We start from the raw sequence: 20,932 nt of genomic DNA on the forward strand, positions 1-20,932 counted from the left end.
AGCAAAGGTCACGATTCTCTGCGCGTGCGCATCAACAGCTCGTTGCGGGCATTCACGGTCGTGAGATCGATGACAAAGCCGCGGTCAAGCGCGTACCTGAGCGTCGATTCCAGGCTCGCAAGCGCAGCGGCGGTCAGATCCGTCTCGGCGAGCGCGCGTATCCGATCGACGCCGGGATAGTCGCGCGACGGTTCGACGGCGTCAGCGACAAACAGCACCATCTCGAGCTTCCCCATACGGGGCTTGCCCGTGGTATGGTAGTACACCGCATCCAGCACGGCGGCGTCTTCCACACCGTATTCTACGCGAGCGACGTCGGCCGCAACCGGACCGTGCAACAGGATGGGCGCCTCGAGCCATTCTGCCGGCACGTCGAGATGGCGATCGCGCGCGTAGGCAAGGAGCCTCTCGTCCGGCCACTCCCTGGCGAGATCGTGCAGCCATGCGGCCAGCTCGGCATCCAGCACCGGCGCGCCGAAGCGTTCGGCGAGTTGCACGGCCGTCTGGACGACTCCGAGCACGTGCCGATAGCGCGTGGGCGTCAACGACTGGGCGAGGCGCTGCCGAAGATCATGGATGATGTTCCCCCGGTCCATCCCCGTCCGATGCCCCCTTTCGGGCCTTGGCGCCAGATCGCAAGCACGGGATCGGGCACAAGGCCGCACACGTCGAGGTGGCGATCCAGCCGGTCTCTCACCCAAGTCGACGACACGTCGAGCATGGGCATCTCGATCACGTCCATGCGAATGCGAGGAAGCCTGGCGCGAGCCGTCGCGGCGGCCGTGTCGAAGTCGTAGCCGGGCCTACGAGCGACGACAAAGCGCACCATCTCGCAGAGTTCCTCCGCGCCGTGCCAGTCCGGCAAGTGTTGCAGGCTGTCCGCACCCAGCAGAAACAGAAATTCGAGCGCCGGATACCACGCGATGAGCGCGCGCAGGGTATCGACCGTATACGACGGCTTCGGCAAGCGATTTTCCACATCCGTGACGCGCATGTGTCTCCTGTCGCCGATGAGCGCCTCCACCATGCGAAACCGCCACGCAAACGTGTCCTCGTCGATCTCGGCCTTGTGCGGCGGCCTCGCCGCCGGCATCCACCACACCTCGTCGGCGCCCACCTGCTCGTACGCGATCTGAGCCATGGTCAGGTGGCCGACATGGGGCGGGTCGAACGTGCCCCCGAACAGCAGGATGCACTTGCGCGCCGCGCCGGATGTCCGTTCATCGTTTGCATCAGTATACCACACGGCCTCTTCATTCACGGCGATCCGCCTCTTCCCTCTCGAGCGCCCCGTACACCGCGCGCCGCATCACGTCGACCGGCGCCTCGCGGTCGAGCCACCACTCGTACGCCTTCACGCCCTGCCAGATGAGCATCGAGGCTCCGTCCACGACCTTCGCCCCTCGCGCCTCCGCCTGGCGGAGGAACGCGGTGCGAAGCGGTCGGTAGACAATGTCCTGCACGACCTGTTGGGCATGAAAGCAGTCAGGCGAATCGACGGGCGACTCCTCCCCGTTCGGCCACATGCCGATGGGCGTGCACTGCACGACGAGATCGGCCCGAGCGATGGTCTCGTGCCGATCCGGCCACGGCACGTGCCGAATGGACAGCCAGTCCGCATATCGCGCCGCGAGTTGCTCGGCCTGCTCATGCCGCCGGCAACACACGCAAACCTGGCTGCCCGGCCGCTCCTTGGCGAGCGCCGTCAGGATGGCCTGCACACTGCCGCCCGCGCCGAGGACGGCCACCCTGAGCGCCCCCTCGCCCAAAAACGGCGCAACGGACGCCCACCAGCCCCCGACATCCGTGTTGTGCCCCACGCCGCCCGTCGGCGTGAAGCGCACGACGTTCACCGCCCGGGCCATCTCGGCCTCCTCCGTGCGCGCCTCCACCCAATCGTAGACGCCGAGCTTGTGCGGAATGGTCACGTTGATGCCCACCGCGCCAATCGCGCGAAGTCCGCGCAGCGCGTCGACGAGATCGCCCGGTTCGACTTGAAACGGCAGATACACCGCTTCCACGCCCTGCGCGCGAAACGCGGCGTTCATCATCGCCGGCGACAGGGAGTGCATGACCGGTTTGCCGATCACGCCAAACAGCTTCACGGCGCATCCCCCCCGCCCTGAGGTTTTTGCACGCGATGCGCGAGCACGCCGACGAGCCTGGGCCTCATGGAAAGAGGGAGCCACACAGGCGCCTCAATGCGCGCGAGCGTCCTTCGGCCCGTCCACGCGATCCAACCGAGCCCCGGCAGGACGATGTCCGCGCCGCGTTTCCCCAGGGAGAAATCCGCGTCGCGCCGTGGCGGCGCCGCCACGAGCCACGAGCGCCGATCGGCGAACGCGTCCGCGCACGCCTCACACGGGACCTTCAGGATGTCGAATCGGTGATCCGCAAAGAACGAATCCGCCCGTTCCAGCTTGGTCCGGTGAATCGGGAGCTCGTTTGAGACGTAGAGGACAATGCCCTGGCGCTCGCCGCCCAAGGTCTCGAGGCGCACCAAGCCGCCGAGAAACAGCGCCTGCCCCGGGTTCAATTGGTAGACGCGCGGACGCAGGCGGGATCGCGGCACCACCCATTTCAAGCAGTCGCCGCACAGCCGCTCGATGACGCGGGACGTGTACATGAGTCCCGGCGTGTCAAACAGTTCCACACGCCCGTAGGGGCCTTCGATCTCGAGGCGCGACATGGCCAGTGTCGTGCCCGGTCTCCGCGACACCGTGAAGGGCTGCTTCCGCTCCGACAGCCGCTCGACCATCGCGTTGAGAAGCGTCGACTTGCCCACATTGGCCATGCCGATCACGTACACCGGCCGCGCCGTCTCCCGCGCGACGCGATCGACCAACCTGTCAACCCCGCGCCGCCTCTCCGCGCTGATGAACGCGACGTCCACCGGTTCCACGCCCGTGGCCTGCACCTCCCCGCGGATCCAGTCCGCGAGCGCCTCGTAGCCCACATCCTGCGGAAGAAGATCCACCTTGTTAACCACGACGATCACGTCGCTCGACCCGACGAAGCGCCTGGCGCTCGGGATGAGGCTTCCGGCGAGATCGAACACGTCGACCACGTACAACACGAGCCCCGGGCGGTCAAAGATGGCCGCCACCTGTCGCTGGTAGGTGTCTTCGTCGACGGCGATGGGCGCAAAATCGCCGTAGTGGCGGATGCGAAAACAGCGCCGGCAGAGCACATCTTCCCGCTCCAAATGGCTCTCCGGTACAAAGCCAGGCATCCGCTCGTCCGTCGATTGAAGCGGTGCCCCGCAGCCGATACACACTCGGGTCTCAGTCATTCAACTGCCTCCTGTCCGCGGCAGGTTTGGGCCGCTTAAGTCCCCGCGCCTCCAGTCGCCGCAACACCATCCGCTCAGCCATGCGCGAGATCTTGGTGCCCCACCACTCCACCGGATTTTGCGGGAGCACCAGGATGGCATACAGCCCAAGCCGCTTCGCGCCCTGGATATCCGTGAAAAGCTGATCGCCGACCATTGCCGCGGCCTCCGGCGGAACCTGAAATCGCCGGAGCGCCTCCAAAAACCCGCGCGACTTGGGCTTGCCCGCCGCCGAGACCGCCGGAACGCCACACAGCTTGGCGAACGACCTGACGCGATCCTCGCCATTGTTTGAGATGATGCACACGTGAAAGCCCCGCGCATGCACGCCGCGTAACCATGCGGTGAGTTCGGACGGCACATCGGGGTGGTTCCACGGCACCAGCGTGTTGTCGAGGTCCGTCAGGATGAGGCGAATCCCCCGCCGCCACAGGGCGTCGAGATCGATCTCGTAGATGGACGCCACGTACTCGTCCGGCATGAGCCGCGAGAGCCAGGCCAAGCTTCTCACCCAATTTCGTCGTTCGTTGTCCGCGCGCTTCGATAACAGTTGGATATGATACCATACGCGTAGATACCGACGCCAGGGATGCGCTCCCGCGCGGTGCGATGTTCTATGGCGGCGGCTTGTCCGCTTCACTCGCGGAGGTGGAGAAGATGTCCACGTGGACCGTGACCTATGCGTTTCCCGCCAACCTCAATTTCATCCTGTACGTATGGCGGCTCCGCGCAGATTCCCAGATTCCTGGATCTCAAGACGCGCGCGATGTCCATTCGGACGCGCTAGAGCGCTTTGCGCGCGTTTGGCAACAGGAGTTAGAGCAAATTGACCGGCTGGGCGTGGCCAAGGTGGATAGCCGCTGTCTCGCGGGATTGGAAGATCCGCTGCGCCTTCTGTTCACCGACTCGCCGATGGGACATGAAGCCTTTGCATCCGCGTGGACTCTGTTCGCAGAGTGGTGGCAACCGGCGCACATGGCGTACGAAGAAGCCATCCAGCCGTATCTCGGCCAACTGACCGAAGCATTCCGTGCGGATGACGAGCATCGCCGGGTGCTCCTCATCTACGCGCCGTCCCCGAGTGAATGGGCGTCGCAACACCGTTCGGTCTTCGTCCTCCCGTTTGAGCACATCCTCGCGGCACATAGGTGAAGCCCGCCGAAGTCTGGCGGGCCTAGCCTACGCGTCTGCACCAGAACCGGCCCGTTTTCGCTGGCGCATGTTTTCGTACAGTTTCACGATGGCCTTTTGCTCAATGCGCGAAACATAGCTGCGCGAAATGCCCAGTTCTTTCGCGATCTCCCGCTGGGTCCGCTCCTCGCCGTCGGGCAGTCCAAACCGCTTGCACAGCACCTCCCGCTCGCGCGGCGCGAGAAGCGGCAGGCACTCGAACATCTTCTGCTTCTCCCACGACATATCCACGGCGTCGATCACGTCGTCCGGATCGGAGCCCAGAAGATCCGCGAGCGTCATCTCGTTGCCGTCCTTGTCGGTGCCGACGGGATCGGACAGGAAAGCGTCACGGCGATGTTTCTTGTTGCTGCGCAGGTACATGAGGATTTCGTTTTCGATGCAGCGTGCGGCGTAGGTCGCGAGTTTCGTGCCCTTGTCGGGTCGATAGCTCTCGACCGCCTTGATGAGCCCGATGGTGCCGATGGAGATGAGATCGTCCATCTCTTCGCCGGACGACTCGTATTTCTTGGCCAAATGGGCCACCAGGCGCAGGTTGTGCTCGATGAGCCGATTGCGAGCGCCGGCATCGCCCGCGAGGTAGTCGCGAATCGCGCGCTCCTCCTCCTCAGGGCTCAGCGGGTGAGGAAAAGCGCCCTGCTTGACGTACGAGACAAAAAGAGAGACGTCCTTGAACACGAGCGCCAACAGCGTGAGCAAGCCGGGCACGTGGTCCACCTCCACCCTGGATGCATTGCATCTAAGCTTTATGCGGAGGGGACAGGAAAACTGTCACGTGCGGGAAAGGGGGACATTGCGCAGGGACCGAATGCGATACAGAACCGTTCTGGACGGATCGACCGTACGGCGGGCGAAGCTCAAGAAATTCGAGAGATCGTAAACGGGAGCGACGCCTTTCACGATTTGGTCACTTCCATGTCCCCAAAAGGCTCACGCGCGGGTATCCGAACCACCGCGCGAAGCGCGGCATCCTCTTCTTCAAAGCTCAGGTTTCCATTCCACACCGTCAACCAATCGAATCTCTCGAGCATGCGTTCGCGCGCTGGACCCGCACGGTCATACACAAGGTGGAATTCAAATTCGCCGTCCAAGCCTCTGATCTCCACGCGATCCGGCATTCGGCCGGACATCGCCGCGGCCAGGCACACAAAGCGGAGCATGGCGATCATCCATGCCCGTTCCTCGGCGGAAAACGCGCGCTCTTCGCGCACATCGCACGGAACGCCTGGCATGAGCCGCTCGGTCTCTCGAGGCAGAGCATCCTCTTGTCCAGCACAGTCTCCGCCGTCAGCCCGCCCAAGCACCTGCTCGATCTCGTCTCGCAACTGGCGCCAACCGAGCGACGCGAACTGCTTCCACGCGTGTTCGCGCCGCCGCGCTTCGGCGAGCAATCGTCCTGCGCGGACGCCGAAATACAGCATCACAATGGCAAAACCCGCGATGGCGGCTTCCACGGGCGTGAGACGGGTGGTGAGCACCAACGACAGCCCGAGGATCACGTACAGCACGGTGTTGGCCACGTCGTGCGGACGCAGCACGGCGGCGACGTACCCCAAGATGGGCCATAAAAGGTCCATCGCGTGGTTTGGCGGCGTGTCGCCGACAAATAGGAGACCAAGGCACGCCAGCATCGCGGCGATACTCACATAGGGCGCGAGACGGTGGCCCGCGCGCCCGCTGAGAACGAGCACCACGGCAGCTTCCGCCAGTACCATGGCCTCATAATACAGGCGAATGACAAGAGGGCCGTGCGCGAGCGGCAGAAAGACGACCAAAATCGCCAGAGCCGCAACACTGCGCGGAACCCAGTGCGTCCAGTCCGTCCACGTCCTTCGAAGGTCCGCCCGCACTTGACGAGAGATGTCCAGAAGTTTCTTCCTCTTCATGCGACCATGATAACAGAGGCGAGTTCTCTACACCACACAGCGCGGCGCTCGATTGGCAAGCGACGGGCGATGTCTGCCCTATCACTTCGTTTGCCCAGCCCTCCGCTTCAGGTTCTCCTCTCGCAGCGCCTCGTTGTGCAACTGCTGGCTGTACGTCTCCGCGAAGTAATGTTCCCCGGTTCCGTTGCCTTTGGCCACATAGTAGAGATACTTCGTGTGCGCCGGATGAAGCACCGCCTCAATACTGGCGAGACTCGGGCTGCAGATGGGGCCCGGCGGCAACCCGCCGTACAAATACGTGTTGTACCGATTCCGCGCGTCGAGGATGTCGGCATCCGTGACGACCGTCAGGTGATGCCCTATCGCGTAATCCACCGTGGCATCGATCTGCAATGGCATGCCGAGCTTCAACCGGTTCTCGATCACGCTCGCGATCAACGGCCGTTCCGATGCCACCTCGGCCTCGTTTTCCACAAGAGAGGCTTCCGTGACGACCTCGTTCAGCGTGAGCTTGTCGGCCCGCATGGCCGCTTCATTCGCCGGTGTGAGCACGCGGGCGGCAAAGTCGTTCAACATCTCGTTGACCACGTCGACGGGATTTTCGTTGCGGTAAAACTGATACGTGTCCGGGAACAGGTATCCCTCGAGGCGATAGCGGACATCGCGCCGCCCCGCAAGCTGCTTTAAAAAGGCTTGATGATAGTCGTCCGCCTGCGCGGCCTTCAGAAACGCCGCTTGGCCGCAGACCCCATCCTGTGCGAGCCGCGCCGCGATGTCCACCATGTCATAGCCCGGCGGAATGGTCACGTTGACCACGTTGGGAACCGTCTCGCCCGAGGTCATCTGTCGATAGATCTCGGGCGTCGACTCACTTGCCGACAGCTCATACGTGCCGGCCAAAATCGCCTTGTCCCCGCGCAAGCGCGCATACCACATGAACGCCGCGCTGCTCCGAATCAGCCCCATCGCCTTCAGCCGCTCGGCCACGGCAGCCACCGAGTCGCCGGCCTTGACCTCGAACCGCTTCTCCGACGCCCCGAGCCCCACGGGGCGCAGCGCCTCACGAAACCACACGCCGACACTCGCCACGACCACGACCACAAGCGCGACGGCGGCAAGGCCGATCCATGCGGCGCGACGCCTCGCGCTTGATGGCTGGTTCGACATACGGTCACCTTCCAACGTTCAGCCTTCAGACTCGTCGTCCTGACGGCGATCCGCCCTTCGGCGGGATCGCAGGTAATCCTCGAGCAACACCTGTGCGGCGGCGGCGTCCACGGCCGCGCGGCGCTGCTTGCGCCTCATGTTCTGCTCCATGAGGATACGCTCCGCACTCACCGTGGTCAGCCGCTCGTCGTACAGATCGACCGGCAGCCCCGTGCGCGCCGCCAGCATGCGCGCAAACTTCTCCGCGCGCAAGGTCATCTCGGACGGCTGCCCCGACATGTGGAGCGGCCGCCCGACGACGATTCTCCCCACCTCTTCCCGCAAAGCGATGGCCGCGACGTCGTCTGCCGCCTGCCGGTCCGATTGGCGCTCCACGAAACCGTAGGGCTGCGCGATGAGCCCCGTCGGATCCGACAAGGCGACGCCAATGCGCCGCTCGCCGAAGTCAACGGCCATCGTCCGCATCGCCGTACAGTGCGGCGTACGCCCGCACAAGCTCCTCGATGAGGTCGTCCCGCTCGATGCGCCGGATGGTGTTGCGCGCGTCCATGTGGCTCGTGATGTAGGCCGGATCGCCCGAAATCAAGTAGCCCGCAATCTGGTACACGGGATTGTAGCCCTTTTCCTTCAGGGCGCGGTACGCAATCTGAAACGCGCGCCGAACCTCGGGATTGCCTGACTTCGACGCAAATCGCATCGTGCTGTCAAACTCTTGTCCCAATGCCCGCACCTCGCTCGGGCGTCTGCCGACGCCAAAAGTCGATCGACCTTACTTTCGAGTCAGTGCGCCCGATTTCCTGCGGCCTGCTCGAGAATTTCCTCCACCTTCTTGATGGCCTCCGCCAGCTTGCTCGCGTCGCGGCCACCGGCCTGCGCCATATCCGGGCGCCCGCCGCCGCCGCCACCCGTGACCGCGGCCACCTGTTTGACGATCTCGCCCGCGTGGAATCCGCGCGCCTGCCAGTCCTTCGACACATAGGCGACAAATTGCACCTTGCCGCGGTGAGCGGACCCCAGCACCACGACGGCGGAATCGACCCGCGCCTTGATCTCATCCACCAGCTGGCGCAGTCCGTCCATGTCGAGATCGGACAGCGCGGCGCGAATGACGGGCACACCCGCCACCGACTCGACGTTTGCGACGAGCTCGTCCACGCGCGCGTGGGCGAGGCGCGCCTTGGCCGACTCGAGTTCGCGCTCGAGTTCCCGCATCTCCTGCACCATGCGCTGTGCGCGCTCCACCACGGTGCCGACGTTCGTCTTCAGCGCATCCGCCACCTGGCGCAGGCGCTCTTCTCGCTCGCGCGCCAGCCGATACGCGTGGCGGCCGGTGACCGCCTCAATGCGCCGCGTGCCGCTCGCGATGCCCGTCTCGGAGGTGATGAGAAATTGCCCAATGACGCCCGTCCGCGGCACGTGACAGCCGCCACAGAGCTCGATGCTCTCTCCCGCCTGCACAACGCGCACCCGCTGGCCGTACTTCTCGCCAAACAGCGCCATGGCGCCCATCGCCTTGGCCTCGTCCAGATCCATCTCGCGGATGTGGACGGCGTGATCGCGCCAGATCTCGTCGTTCACGCGCCGCTCCACCTCCGCCAATTCCTCGTCCGTGAGCGGGCCGAAGTGAGAGAAGTCAAACCGCAGGCGCTCCGGCTCGACGAGCGATCCGGCCTGCGCCACGTGCGTCCCGAGGACGTCGCGCAGCGCCTTGTGCAACAGGTGCGTCGCGGTGTGGTTCTTGACGATGTCGCGCCGGAAGTCCTCGTTCACGTGCGCGCGAACGCTGTCGCCCTGGAAGAGCGACCCGTCGACCACGCGCACCCGCATGACGTGCTGGCCGTGCGGCGCCTTCTGGACGTCGAGCACCTCCGCCTTCCCGTTGGCACCGACGATTTCGCCGCGATCGCCCACCTGCCCGCCGCTCTCCGCGTAGAAAGGCGTCACATCCAGGATGACCTGGCCCTCGTCGCCAATGGCGAGCCCGTCGACGCGATCGCCGTCCTGGAACAGCCCGATGATGGTCGCGTCCACCGTGAGTTCGTCGTAACCGACAAATCGAGACGGCTCCGTGAAATGCTCCAGGGCGCCGCGCTGGCTCTGCATGCCTTCCGCCACCTGGCGGGCTTCGCGCGCACGCGCCCGCTGCTCCTCAAGCTCTCGCTCGAATCCCTCCCGGTCCACCGAGATGCCTGACTCGCGCGCGATCTCGACGGTGAGATCGATGGGGAAGCCGTAGGTGTCGTAGAGCCGGAACGCCGCCTCGCCCGACAACACGGTCTCGCCGCGCGCCTTCATCTCCTCGATGGTGCGGTTCAGAAGCTCCTCGCCGGCGGCCAGCGTCTGCAGGAACCGCTCCTCCTCGGTTTTGACCACGCGCTCGATGAGCGCCCGCTTCTCGCGCACCTCGGGATAATCGTCGCCCATAATCTGATCGACCACGGCGACAAGCTCGTGCAGGAACGGGCGCTCCACGCCCAGTTTTCGACCGCTCCGGACCGCGCGGCGCAGGAGCCGGCGGATGACGTACCCGCGTCCTTCGTTGGACGGCAGCACCCCATCGCCAATGGCGAACGTCACCGTGCGGACGTGATCGGCGATGATCTTGAGGTGGACGTCGTCCTCAGCCGATTGACCGTACGGGCGCCCGGCGATTTGCGCGGCGCGGTCGATGATCGGCTTGAACAAATCCGTCTCGAAGTTGTTCGGCACGTCCTGGAGAATGCTCGCGAGCCGCTCGAGCCCCGAGCCGGTGTCGATGTTCTTCTTCGGCAGCGGTGAGTACGATCCGTCCGCGTTCTTGTTGAACTGTGTGAACACGAGGTTCCAAATCTCCAGGAACCGATCGCAGTCACAGCCCGGCTTGCAATCCGGCGAGCCACAGCCGAACGCCTCGCCGCGATCGTAGAAGATCTCGGAACATGGGCCGCACGGGCCTTCGCCGATCTCCCAGAAATTGTCCTCCTTGCCGCGGTAGATGCGCGAAGCGGGCAATCCCACCCTGTGGTGCCACACCTCGAACGCCTCGTCGTCTTCCTCGTGGATGGTGACCGAGATGCGGTCCGGATCGAGTTCGAGAACCTGGGTGAGGAACTCCCATGCCCAGGTGATGGCCTCGAGCTTAAAGTAGTCGCCGAACGAGAAGTTGCCGAGCATTTCAAAGAACGTCTGGTGGCGCGCCGTGTGGCCGACTTCCTCGATGTCGTTCGTGCGAATGCACTTCTGGGCGTCCACGATGCGCGGCACCTCGGGGATCTCCCGTCCGTCGAAATACGGCTTCAGGGGCGCCATGCCCGCGTTGATCCAAAGCAGGGTCGGATCATCCTTCGGCACGAGCGGGAAGCTCGGCAGCACCATGTGGCCGCGCTCGGCGAAAAACTGCTTGAAGGCGCGGCGAATTTCTTGTCCCGTGAGCGATTTCATGCGCAACATCCTCCTCCGACGCATCGCACTTCGGCTGTGTCCTCCTGCACGAAAAACCCCCGCCCCACAATCAGGGACGGGAGTTTCCCGCGGTACCACCCTGCTTACAGGCTCGTCCGAGCCTGTCGCCTCTGGCGCTGTAACGGGCACACCCGGCGTGCTTTGCCACACGCGCTTGGAAGTGGCTTCGAACCGGTTGCCTTGAGGCAGCTCGCAGCCGAAGGCCGCCCTCTCTGAGCAAGGCGCCCCGATTCTACTTGGCTTCCGCATCGCTTTGTCGTCGATTCTTGATTGTATCGGGCGCGACAGGCCCTGTCAATGCGCGGCATGGGAGCGCGCTTCGCGCCACTGGGTCCACACCACCTTGCAGACCGCAAGTGCCGGCACCGCCAACACCAGCCCCACGATGCCGCCCGCTTCCCCTCCCACAATGAGGGCCGCCACAATCGCCATCGGGTGGAGGTGCAGCGTCCGGCCCATGATCTGCGGGGACAAGATATTTCCCTCAATCTGCTGCACCGCGATGTTGACGATCACGACCTTGATGAGCATCGGCCATCCGGCAGTCGTGAGCGCGATGATCACCGCCGGCGCAATTCCAATGATGGGCCCGAGATAGGGAATGATGTCCGCAAACCCGAGAAACGCTCCCAGGAGCAGTGCGTAAGGAAGCCGGATGATGAGATAACCGATGAACGACAGGAGCCCGACCGCGAGCATGATGAGGAACTGGCCGCGCACGTAACCGCCGAGCGTGTCGTCGATGGCCCTCAGGACCAAACGGACCCGGCGCTTGTGCTTGGCGGGCGCCATGTGCACGATGCCCCGTCCGATGGCCTTTGCGTCTTTCAACATATAAAAGACGAGAAAGGGCACCACGAAGGCCATGAAGATGGCGTTGATGGTGCTCGTCACGACGGAGAACAGTCCCGTCGGTGCGACCTCGACGCGATGCTCCAGTTGGTTGAGCGCGTTCTCGATGCCGGTCCGGACCGCGTTCGGGAGATAGGTCTTCCTGCTGTTGATCATGTCGATCCAGCGGCTGATCTCCGCGGTGATGGCCGGCAGGCTGCTCGACAGTTGCGCGATTTGCCGGGAAATGACGGGAATCAGGTTCAGCACAACCACGGCCAGAATCGCGGCGATGACCGCGTAGATGATGAGGATGGCCGCGGATCGCGGGACGCGGCGCCGGTGCAGGACATCCACCGCTGGCTGCAGGATGTACGTGATGATGAGCGACGCGAGAAAGGTGTAGAACAGGCTCGACAACACGCCCCAGATATCGAGAAACAGGCTGCGCAAGAGCCCGACCAGATAGATGCATGTGAGCGTGAGCGCGATGGACATCATGGTGCGGGCGTAACGTCCCGTTGGCAAAGCGGTCTCCTCCCTCTGCGGCAACGCCGGACAAGGGTCTACCGCAGAGTATATGCAAAATCGCGTTCCATTATTTTCATGCCGAAGACCCGAACGGCGCTGAGGACTGGCTTGGCCATGGATGCCTAATAAAAAAGAAGCGGCTCTTTGCCGCTCCTTGCCCAATCATCAACCGTCCTCGTCGATGTCGATCTCTCGTCTTATGGATGTCTCTGAAAACCGTTCTATCGAAGGTGCCGTTGACCCGCCGAAGCCTCAGGCCCCTGTGCCAAACTCGACGTCCGCATGATTCGTCTGATCCACGACGATGAGCGATCCGTCCTCAGCCACTTCGTAAATGCGCACCTCATCGCCGGACACGTTGAACTCGGCGAAGCAATTCCAGCAGTAGTATTGGTTGGCACCAATTTTACCGACGTCTCGGCTTGTGCAACTCGGACACCGCATGACGTAGGTCCTCCCTTCTCGCCCTTGGAAGGCGCACTGCGGCACGCCCCATCTCTCTGGATGAAATTTCGAAACCTGCCAACAGTCTAACCACGGACAATAAAGCCAAAACCAAATTTCAGGTTTCGAAATATCCATCCACCGAGATTCCGTGACTCATGCTACGCCTATCCACAGCGCATTGCAATGCAAAAACAGGAAAAGAACCTCCGCACGGACGGTCAAATGTCACGAATTTGTGAAACGTGATCGCAATGAGCCGACGACCTTCGACAAAACACCCGCCGCCTCATCAATTTCTTCCATGGTGTTTTGCCAGGCGAAACTCAGGCGGATGGATTCGCGCGCTTCCCGCTCGCGGCCCATGGCGCGAAGCACATGGCTCGGTTCCAGGCTCCCCGCGCTGCACGCCGCACCTGCGCTCGCCGCCACCCCCTCCAAATCCAGCCGCATGAGGAGAATGTCGTTGCGAATCCCGCGGAAGCCGACGTTGAGAATCGAGGGCACAGCATCGGCCGGGCTGTTGCGGTACGACCCGTTCAGCGATGCGACGGCGCTCCACAGCGCATCGCGAAGCGCCGCGAGGTGCGCCCTGTGCGCGTCCCATTGGCTTGCGATCTCGGCCATCGCCGCGTGAAAGCCCGCGATGCCCGCGACCGATTCGGTCCCCGCCCGAAGCCTGTGCTCCTGGTTCCCGCCGGCAGCCAGTGCCACAAAGGGCGTGCCGGATCGCACATAAAGGAGGCCGACGCCCTTCGGACCATGCACCTTGTGCGCGGAGAAGGAGGCGAGATCGACTCCGATGTCCTCGAGCCCCACGCGCAGGACGGGCAGCGCCTGCACCATGTCGCTGTGCACGACAACGGCCGGATCCGCCGCCTTCACAAGCCGGGCGATCTCGGCGACCGGCTCCACGGTGCCGACCTCGTTGTTGACGAACATCACGCTCACGATCGCCGTGTCCGGGCGGAGCGCGCGGAGAACGTCATCCGGATGGACGCGGCCTTCCGAATCCACCGGGACGAGCGTCACGTCGGCACCGAAAAGCCGCAGCCGATCCACGGCCTCAAGGACGGCGTGGTGTTCGACGGCGGTGGTCACCACGTGCCTCCGGCGAGGCTGTTGCGCGAGATACGCGCCATAGAGGGCGAGATTGTTGGATTCGGTGCCGCCGCTTGTGAAGGCGAGATCGCGCGGAGAGACGCCGAGCCAATCGGCAAAGAAACGACGCGCCGCCTCGACGGCTTGCCGGGCGTCGCGCCCCAACCGGTGCAAGCTCGACGGATTGCCGTACGCGTCGCCGAGGTAGCGCTCCATGGCCGCGCGGGCCGCGGGCAGAAGGGGAGTCGTTGCGGCGTTGTCCAGGTAAATCATCCGGTCCACCCCGCGGCTCAGATGTAGTACATGTAGCCCTGCGAAGACCCCTGCCGCAGTTCGACCAAATCCTGAAGCGTCATGGAGGAAAGCACGTCGTGGATGGCTTCCCTCAGCCTGTCCCACAACACCTGCAACCCGTCGTCGATCTCCTCGTCGACAATGGTGATGGGCCCTTCGAGCGCGAGCAGCACGTCTTCGATGACGATCTCGCGCGGATGCCTCGCGAGCACGTAGCCGCCGTAGGCGCCGCGGATGCTGCGGACGAAGCCGCCGTTGCGCAGGGGCGCGATCAACTGTTCGAGGTAGTGCTCGGACAGGTTGTTGCGCTCGGCGATCGACTTGAGGGAGATGGGTTGGTCACTCTGCTGTTCGGCGAGATCGACCAGAAGCATCAGGCCGTAGCGGCCCTTTGTCGAGATCTTCACGGTCATCGTCTCCTTCCCGGTAGTACACGCGCGGCTCGACGCCGATGGGCCAATAGTTCTGCTCGACATGATGGCCCGGATAGTCGTGCGGATACAGGTATCCTTCCCCATGTCCAAGGGCCTTCGCGCCCTTGTACGCGGTGCTCCGCAGATGGAGAGGCACCTCGAGCGGCAGGCCGGACCGAACATCTTCGAGGGCCCGGTTGATGGCCACGTACGCGTGATTCGATTTCGGCGCTTTGGCGAGATACGCGGTCACCTCCGCGAGCACAATGCGCGCCTCCGGCATGCCGATGGCCATCGCAGCCTGCCAGCCGCTCACCGCGACGGTGAGCGCGCTTGGGTCCGCCATGCCCACATCTTCCGCGGCGAGGATCATCAGCCTGCGCGCAATAAACGCGGGATCTTCGCCGCCCTCGAGCATCTTGGCGAGCCAGAGCATCGCCGCGTTCACGTCCGACCCGCGCACCGATTTGATGAACGCCGAAATGGTGTCGTAGTGGTCGTCGCCTGCGCGATCGTAGCGAGGGCCGCCTGAGGCCTCAAGCGCCGCCTCGACTTCCGCGACTCCGATCTCCGTTTCTCCATCGGGCCCCACTCTTGCCGCAAACGCCGCGAGCTCGAGCAGATTCAGGGCGCGGCGGGCATCTCCTCGCGCCTGCAGGGTGAGCACCCGCCGGGCATCTGGATGGAGCCGCACGCGCATCCGGCCGAGCCCGCGCTCCTCGTCCGCGATGGCCATGTCCACGAGCCGCCCGATGTCCTCCGCCGAAAGCGGCTCAAGGCGAAACACGTGCGATCGCGACAACAGCGCCGCGTTCACGTCGAAATACGGGTTTTCCGTCGTGGCGCCGACGAGCGAAATGAGCCCCGCCTCGACGTGCGGCAACAGCGCGTCCTGCTGGCTCTTGTTGAACCGATGAATCTCGTCCAAAAAAACCACGGTGCGTCGGCTGTACAAATCCCGCTCTTCGCGCGCCGTCTCGACGGCCTTTCGCACGTCGGCAATCCCCGACGTCACCGCATTCAGCGGAATGAATCGCGCCTTGGTCTGGCGCGCGATGACTTCCGCAATGGTGGTCTTGCCGGTGCCGGGCGGTCCGTACAAAATGATGGACATCAGGCGATCTCGCTCGATCATCTTGCGCAAAATCCCGTCGCGGCCGACGAGTTTCTCGTGGCCCACCATCTCGTCGAGCGATCTCGGCCTCATCCGATAAGCGAGCGGCGCTTCCCGCTCGGCTTCATGCTCCGAGGCAAGGGTAAACAGATCCATGCGGTGTCGCCTCACAAAGGCTGCACAATTCCTAGTCGTCCACTCAACTTTTAACGATTATACATGGTTTGTGCGCGGAGGGGAAGGAGGAAGAGGTCGATCCCGCGTTCATCTGCGCTTCGCAGCCTCCTCCTCTGCAAGCGCCCTGCGCAAGATCTTGCCGGTCCCCGTAGCCGGCAAGGTCTCGCGAAACTCGATCTGACGTGGGCACTTGTAATGCGCTATCTTTTCGCGACTCCACGCGATGATGTCCGCCTCCGTCACTCTGCCGACATACGACGGTTCCAGAACCACAAATGCCTTGACCACCTCGCCCTTCTGCGGGTCTGGCACCCCGATGACCGCCACCTGGCGGATGGCCTCATGCCGGGACAGCCAATGCTCGACCTCCTCGGGAAACACGCTGTAGCCCGAACATTTGATCATCTCCTTCTTGCGCCCCCGGAACACGAGATATCCGTCTTCGTCCACGAGGCCGATGTCTCCCGTGCGAAGCCACCCGCCCTGAAGCGCTTCCCGCGTGGCCTCCTCTCGGCGGAGATATCCCTTCATGACGCCCGGACTCCGAATCCAGATTTCGCCCTCTTCGCCCGGCCCCACTTCGCCCATGGGGTCGTCGAGTGGCGCGATGCGAATCTGCGTCCCCGGAATCGGTTTGCCATGCGTCCCGTAACGGATGTCCTCGAGCGGCATCTGCGTGTCCGCGGTGTGGGTCTCCGTGAGCCCGTAGGCGGCCTCGTACAGCGGCGCTCCCGTAAGCGCTTTCCAATCGGCCGCCACGCGCTCGGTCACAGGCACGCCAAAGCTCGTGCATGGATTTAACCTCAGGCTCGAAAAATCGATGTCTCCCGCGCGGGAATGCTGCATGATCGCGAGATTCATGGGGGTCACCGTGTACATCACCGTGACACGCGTTCGCTGAATGGCCTCCATCGCAAGTTCGGGTTCAAACTTTGGCAGAAGAGCGAGCGCGGCCCCGGCCCGGACGGTCGCGCAGGCGCCCATCAGGAGACCCGCAATGTGGCAGAGCGGCATCACGCCGAGCACGACGTCTTCTTCGGTCAACCCGGACGCCGCGACCACGGCATCGGCCTTATAGGCGGCGTTGGCGTAGGTCAACATGGCGCCCTTGGGCATGCCCGTCGATCCCGACGTGTACATGATGAGGCACGTGTCGTCCGGACTCGTCGGCGCCTGGGCAGAGCGCCCCAGGCGGGCCCGAAGGTGAGGCATGAGCGCATCGCCAGGGGCAATGGGCTTCCGCTCAGCCTCTGCCCCCAACGGTTCGCCAGAAAAGTCCGACATCGACGCGAACAAGATGTGCGAAATGCCTAGCCGCTCGCAGACTGCGCTCGCCATTTCCAACCGATCTTCGTCGCAAATCACGAGCTTCGCCCCCAGGTCCTGAAGCTGGTACTCCACTTCCCACTCCTTCGCGAGCGGGCTGATGGGAGACACCGCGACACCGAGTCGCTCCGCTCCGAATTTGGCGATGATGAACTGAGGCATGTTCGGCATATCCAGGGCGATCGCGTCACCGCGCCCAAGTCCAAGATCCGCGAGAAGCGCCGCCATGGCGGATGCGTACGCATCCAGTTCGCCGTACGTGATGGTGGCACCGAGGAAGTGCACCGCGGGATGCGACGGGCGCGACAGCGCGTGCAGATGCAGCCATTCGTGCAGGGATGGCATCGGACCTCACCCTCATTTCATGGTCTCAAGAATGGAGTCCTTGGGACGGGATCCCCTCTATCCTCGATGTATTCAACCCCTCAGCCGATCATCCCTGCCGGGCGCACCGGAAGAGGGCGCAGCCCAGAGAGCCGCGCCCTCGCTTCAATCCTTTGTCTTTCGCACGCGCAGGTGCAGGACTTCGAGCTGCTGTTCCGAGACTTCGCTCGGCGCGCCCACCATGAGATCCGTGCCGCTCGCCGTTTTCGGGAACGCGATCACGTCTCTGAGCGACTTCGCCCCGGTGAGGAGCATGATGATGCGATCGAGCCCGAAGGCGATGCCCCCGTGCGGCGGCGTGCCGTATTCGAACGCGTTCAGCAGGAAGCCGAACTTCTCCTGCGCTTCTTCCGGCGAAAAGCCGAGCGCCGCAAACATCTTCTCCTGCACATCGCGGCGATAGATGCGCATCGACCCGCCGCCGATCTCGTAGCCGTTGAGCACCATGTCGTACGCTTGCGCGCGCACGCGGCCAGGATCCGTGTCCAGCAGCGGGATATCCTCCTCGCGCGGCATCGTGAACGGGTGATGTTCCGCCACCCACCGCTTCTCCTCGTCATCCCACGACAAAAGCGGAAAGTCCGTCACCCACAGAAACCGGAACTGCGACTCGTCGATGAGGCCCAGTTCCTGGCCCAGGTGCAGCCGGAGCGCGCCCATCGCGGGAAGCACCGTCTCTTTGGGCCCGGCGCCGATGAGCACAAGATCGCCCGGCTTCGCGCCCGCGCGCTCGGCGATCCGCCGGAAATCGTCGTCCGTGAAAAACTTCGCAATGGACGACTTGAATCCGTCCTCTTGCACGGCGACGTAGGCCAGCCCGCCCAGCCCGTACGGTTTCACAAAGGCGACGAGATCGTCCGTCTGTTTGCGGCTGTACGACGCGCACCCCGGCGCCACCAGCGCCTTGATGACGCCGCCCTTGTCCAGAACGTCGGCGAAGACGCGAAAGCTGGTCCCCGCGAAGAGGTCGGCGAGATCGGCCATTTCCATGCCAAACCGCAGATCAGGCTTGTCCGATCCGTACTTGTCCATCGCCTCATGGTACGGGAGGCGCAAAAATGGCCGCGGCACCTCGATGCCCGCCACTTCCTTGAACACGGCGGCCATCATGTCTTCCATCATCGCCATGAGCTCGTCCTTCGGGAGGAACGACGTCTCGATGTCGAGCTGCGTGAACTCGGGCTGCCGATCCGCGCGCAGGTCCTCGTCCCGGAAGCAACGCGCCACCTGATAATACCGCTCAAACCCCGAGACCATGAGCAACTGTTTGAAGATCTGCGGCGACTGCGGCAGCGCGTAGAACTCGCCTGGCTGCAGGCGGCTCGGCACCAGGTAATCGCGCGCCCCTTCCGGCGTCGACTTCGTCAGCATGGGCGTCTCGATCTCGAGAAAGCCGCGCTCGTCGAGATACCGGCGAAACGCCCGGATGGCCTGGTGGCGAAGCGCGAAGATGCGCTGCATCTCCGGGCGGCGGAGGTCGAGATATCGGTAGCGCAACCGCACAGGTTCCTCCACCTGAATGCCATCCTCGATGTAAAACGGCGGCGTCTTGGCCGCGCTCTCGATGCGCGCGCTCCTCACGACCACCTCGATGGCGCCCGTCTCGATCTTCGGATTGACTGTGTCGGGATCGCGCTTCTCCACGGTGCCATCGACGACGATCACGTATTCGCTGCGCAGCCGATCCGCCACCTCCATCGCCTCATCGGACGTGCCGCGGCCGCGATCGAACACGAGCTGGACGATGCCGGTGCGATCGCGCAGGTCGACGAACACCACGCTGCCGAGATCGCGCCGGCGCTGCACCCACCCGGCAAGCCGCACCTCGGACTGGGGTTCGACGCGAATCGTGTCTCCCACCCAATGACTCCGCCAACGCGATGCAGCGGCGACTTGCTTCTCTTCCACCACTTAGGACCATCCTCCTTCGCGAATTCGATCCGCCAGCTGTCCGAACGGCACATCGCGCTGCTCGCCTGTCGCCAGGTGTTTGACCGTGGCCGCCCCCTTGGCGAGCTCGCTCTCGCCGATCACGACGGCGAATTTCGCACCGAGGCGATCGGCCTGCTTGAACTGCGACTTGAGGCTGCGGCCTTGGTAGTCGCGATCGCAACGGATGCCGAGCCGTCGGAGCGAGGTGAGCACGGCCATGGCCGTGTGTTCCGCCGTGTCGTCCGCGACGCAGACAAACGCGTCGAGCTCCGGCGGTTCCCCGAGTGATGCTCCCTGCGACTCGAGCACCGCAAGGATCCGTTCCATCCCGGCCGCGAAGCCGATGCCGGGGACCTCAGGGCCGCCGAGATCGGCGACCAGGCGGTTGTAGCGACCGCCGCCGAGCACGGTGGAGAAATGAGGCACGGTGATCTCCCAAGCCGTGCGCGTGTAGTAATCCAGGCCGCGAACGAGGGACTTCTCGAGCCGGTAGGGCACGTCCATCGCGCGAAGATACCCCTCGACCGCATCCAGGTGATGGCGGCATTCGTCGCACAGCTCATCGACGATGTACGGCACCTTCGCCTCGCGCAACACCTGCTGGCACGACTCGTTCTTGCAGTCGAACAGGCGCAGAGGGTTCTTTTCGAGGCGCACCTGGCAGTCGCCGCAAAGTTCGTCTTTGTGCGGAAGCAGACGTTCGATCATCTTCTCGCGGTGACGAGGTCGGCAGACGCCGCATCCGACCGAGTTCAGTTCCACGGTCATGTCTCGCATGCCGACCCGCTTGAGGAGGGAATACCCGAGTTCGATGACCTCGGCGTCCATGGCGGGCAGTTCAGATCCGAGCACCTCGACGCCCACCTGGTGCAGTTGGCGCAGTCGCCCGCGCTGAGGCTTTTCGTACCGGAACATGGGTCCCAGGTAATAGACTTTGGTCAAGGTACCCTGCCCGTACAGCTTGTTTTCCACATAGGCGCGGACGACCCCCGCCGTGCCTTCCGGCCGCAGCGTGATGCTCCTTCCGCCGCGATCCAGGAAGGTGTACATTTCCTTGGACACAATGTCCGTCGTCTCGCCGACGCCGCGCTCAAACAACTCCGTGTGCTCAAAAATGGGTGTCCGGATCTCCGCGTAATTGGCCCGCTCGAACACGTCGCGTACGACTGCCTCAAGCGCTTGCCACGCCTGCACGGCATCCGGCAAAATGTCCTGTGTGCCTCTCGGCCGCCTGATCTCCACGCGCACTCCCTCCTTCTCCAATCCGCCGCCAGAGGGGAACCGCATGGCGCGGCTCCGCTTGTCTGCGCGAAAAAGCGCCCTTTCGTCGATGCCGATCCACATCGGCAGGGACGAAAGAGCGCTTCCG

General features: G+C 63.9%; 20 protein-coding genes and 1 other annotated feature. Of the genes, 1 reads left to right on the top strand and 19 read right to left on the bottom strand.

All coding sequences use genetic code 11. The features are described 5' to 3' along the window. Window positions 1–8: 8 nt before the first annotated feature. From yqeK to J3481_RS03950, 5 genes are read right to left on the bottom strand one after another with little or no spacing between them, the layout of a single operon-like run. On the bottom strand, window positions 9–596 hold the full coding sequence (gene yqeK, locus J3481_RS03930) for a bis(5'-nucleosyl)-tetraphosphatase (symmetrical) YqeK (protein ID WP_206830919.1): 588 nt from the start codon (window positions 594–596) through the stop codon (window positions 9–11). Beyond that, window positions 542–1,261 carry a nicotinate (nicotinamide) nucleotide adenylyltransferase gene (gene nadD, locus J3481_RS03935; protein WP_206830920.1) on the bottom strand — a complete coding sequence of 240 codons (720 nt, stop codon included), beginning with the start codon at window positions 1,259–1,261 and terminating at the stop codon, window positions 542–544. The genes yqeK and nadD overlap by 55 nt, the downstream gene beginning before the upstream one ends. Next, a complete protein-coding gene (gene aroE, locus J3481_RS03940) occupies window positions 1,254–2,105 on the bottom strand; it encodes a shikimate dehydrogenase (RefSeq protein WP_206830921.1) in 852 nt (283 codons plus the stop codon). Before aroE ends, nadD begins: the two co-directional genes overlap by 8 nt. Continuing rightward, window positions 2,102–3,292, bottom strand: coding sequence for a ribosome biogenesis GTPase YqeH (gene yqeH / locus J3481_RS03945; RefSeq protein ID WP_206830922.1), 1,191 nt, complete (start codon window positions 3,290–3,292; stop codon window positions 2,102–2,104). Before yqeH ends, aroE begins: the two co-directional genes overlap by 4 nt. Next, window positions 3,285–3,842 carry a YqeG family HAD IIIA-type phosphatase gene (locus J3481_RS03950; protein ID WP_206830923.1) on the bottom strand — a complete coding sequence of 186 codons (558 nt, stop codon included), beginning with the start codon at window positions 3,840–3,842 and terminating at the stop codon, window positions 3,285–3,287. Before J3481_RS03950 ends, yqeH begins: the two co-directional genes overlap by 8 nt. Window positions 3,843–3,988: 146 nt before the next feature. Here J3481_RS03950 and J3481_RS03955 point away from each other — a divergent pair, with 146 nt between their 5' ends. Further along, window positions 3,989–4,483 carry a hypothetical protein gene (locus tag J3481_RS03955; protein WP_206830924.1) on the top strand — a complete coding sequence of 165 codons (495 nt, stop codon included), beginning with the start codon at window positions 3,989–3,991 and terminating at the stop codon, window positions 4,481–4,483. A gap of 27 nt (window positions 4,484–4,510) precedes the next feature. Here J3481_RS03955 and sigK read toward each other — a convergent pair whose 3' ends face one another. From sigK to hisS, 14 genes are all read right to left on the bottom strand, one after another. Beyond that, a complete protein-coding gene (sigK, locus tag J3481_RS03960) occupies window positions 4,511–5,230 on the bottom strand; it encodes an RNA polymerase sporulation sigma factor SigK (protein ID WP_206830925.1) in 720 nt (239 codons plus the stop codon). A gap of 188 nt (window positions 5,231–5,418) precedes the next feature. Further along, window positions 5,419–6,408, bottom strand: coding sequence for a hypothetical protein (locus tag J3481_RS03965; protein ID WP_206830926.1), 990 nt, complete (start codon window positions 6,406–6,408; stop codon window positions 5,419–5,421). A gap of 81 nt (window positions 6,409–6,489) precedes the next feature. Beyond that, window positions 6,490–7,575, bottom strand: a complete 1,086-nt coding sequence (gene mltG, locus J3481_RS03970; RefSeq protein WP_206830927.1) for an endolytic transglycosylase MltG — start codon at window positions 7,573–7,575, stop codon at window positions 6,490–6,492. An 18-nt stretch (window positions 7,576–7,593) separates the two neighbouring features. Beyond that, complete coding sequence (gene ruvX, locus J3481_RS03975; protein ID WP_206830928.1) at window positions 7,594–8,031, bottom strand: Holliday junction resolvase RuvX; 438 nt, start codon at window positions 8,029–8,031, stop codon at window positions 7,594–7,596. Further along, window positions 8,021–8,296: an IreB family regulatory phosphoprotein gene (locus tag J3481_RS03980; protein WP_407929316.1), complete on the bottom strand. Its 276-nt coding sequence runs from the start codon at window positions 8,294–8,296 to the stop codon at window positions 8,021–8,023. Before J3481_RS03980 ends, ruvX begins: the two co-directional genes overlap by 11 nt. A gap of 59 nt (window positions 8,297–8,355) precedes the next feature. Further along, entirely contained in the window at window positions 8,356–10,995 is a 2,640-nt protein-coding gene (alaS, locus tag J3481_RS03985; RefSeq protein ID WP_206830929.1) for an alanine--tRNA ligase, read from the bottom strand. Between the two features lie 69 nt (window positions 10,996–11,064). Continuing rightward, window positions 11,065–11,274 (bottom strand) — a binding site (T-box leader). 36 nt (window positions 11,275–11,310) lie between these two features. Beyond that, a complete protein-coding gene (locus J3481_RS03990) occupies window positions 11,311–12,375 on the bottom strand; it encodes an AI-2E family transporter (RefSeq protein ID WP_206830930.1) in 1,065 nt (354 codons plus the stop codon). 255 nt (window positions 12,376–12,630) lie between these two features. Beyond that, complete coding sequence (locus tag J3481_RS03995; RefSeq protein WP_008341386.1) at window positions 12,631–12,822, bottom strand: hypothetical protein; 192 nt, start codon at window positions 12,820–12,822, stop codon at window positions 12,631–12,633. 228 nt (window positions 12,823–13,050) lie between these two features. Next, the gene (locus J3481_RS04000) at window positions 13,051–14,196 is read right to left on the bottom strand and encodes a cysteine desulfurase family protein (RefSeq protein WP_206830931.1); all 1,146 of its coding nucleotides are present in this window, start codon (window positions 14,194–14,196) and stop codon (window positions 13,051–13,053) included. A gap of 17 nt (window positions 14,197–14,213) precedes the next feature. After that, window positions 14,214–14,624 (bottom strand): cysteine metabolism transcriptional regulator CymR, encoded by a 411-nt coding sequence (cymR, locus tag J3481_RS04005; RefSeq protein WP_012811313.1) that lies wholly within the window; start codon window positions 14,622–14,624, stop codon window positions 14,214–14,216. Then, complete coding sequence (locus J3481_RS04010) at window positions 14,557–15,900, bottom strand: replication-associated recombination protein A (protein ID WP_206830932.1); 1,344 nt, start codon at window positions 15,898–15,900, stop codon at window positions 14,557–14,559. The genes cymR and J3481_RS04010 overlap by 68 nt, the downstream gene beginning before the upstream one ends. A gap of 108 nt (window positions 15,901–16,008) precedes the next feature. Beyond that, a complete protein-coding gene (locus tag J3481_RS04015) occupies window positions 16,009–17,592 on the bottom strand; it encodes a class I adenylate-forming enzyme family protein (protein ID WP_206830933.1) in 1,584 nt (527 codons plus the stop codon). A 144-nt stretch (window positions 17,593–17,736) separates the two neighbouring features. Next, a complete protein-coding gene (gene aspS, locus J3481_RS04020) occupies window positions 17,737–19,542 on the bottom strand; it encodes an aspartate--tRNA ligase (RefSeq protein WP_206830934.1) in 1,806 nt (601 codons plus the stop codon). Then, window positions 19,543–20,805: a histidine--tRNA ligase gene (gene hisS / locus J3481_RS04025; RefSeq protein WP_206830935.1), complete on the bottom strand. Its 1,263-nt coding sequence runs from the start codon at window positions 20,803–20,805 to the stop codon at window positions 19,543–19,545. Between the last annotated feature and the right edge of the window lie 127 nt (window positions 20,806–20,932).

This window comes from Alicyclobacillus fructus, from assembly GCF_017329605.1.
In the GTDB taxonomy this organism is placed as follows: domain Bacteria; phylum Bacillota; class Bacilli; order Alicyclobacillales; family Alicyclobacillaceae; genus Alicyclobacillus; species Alicyclobacillus fructus.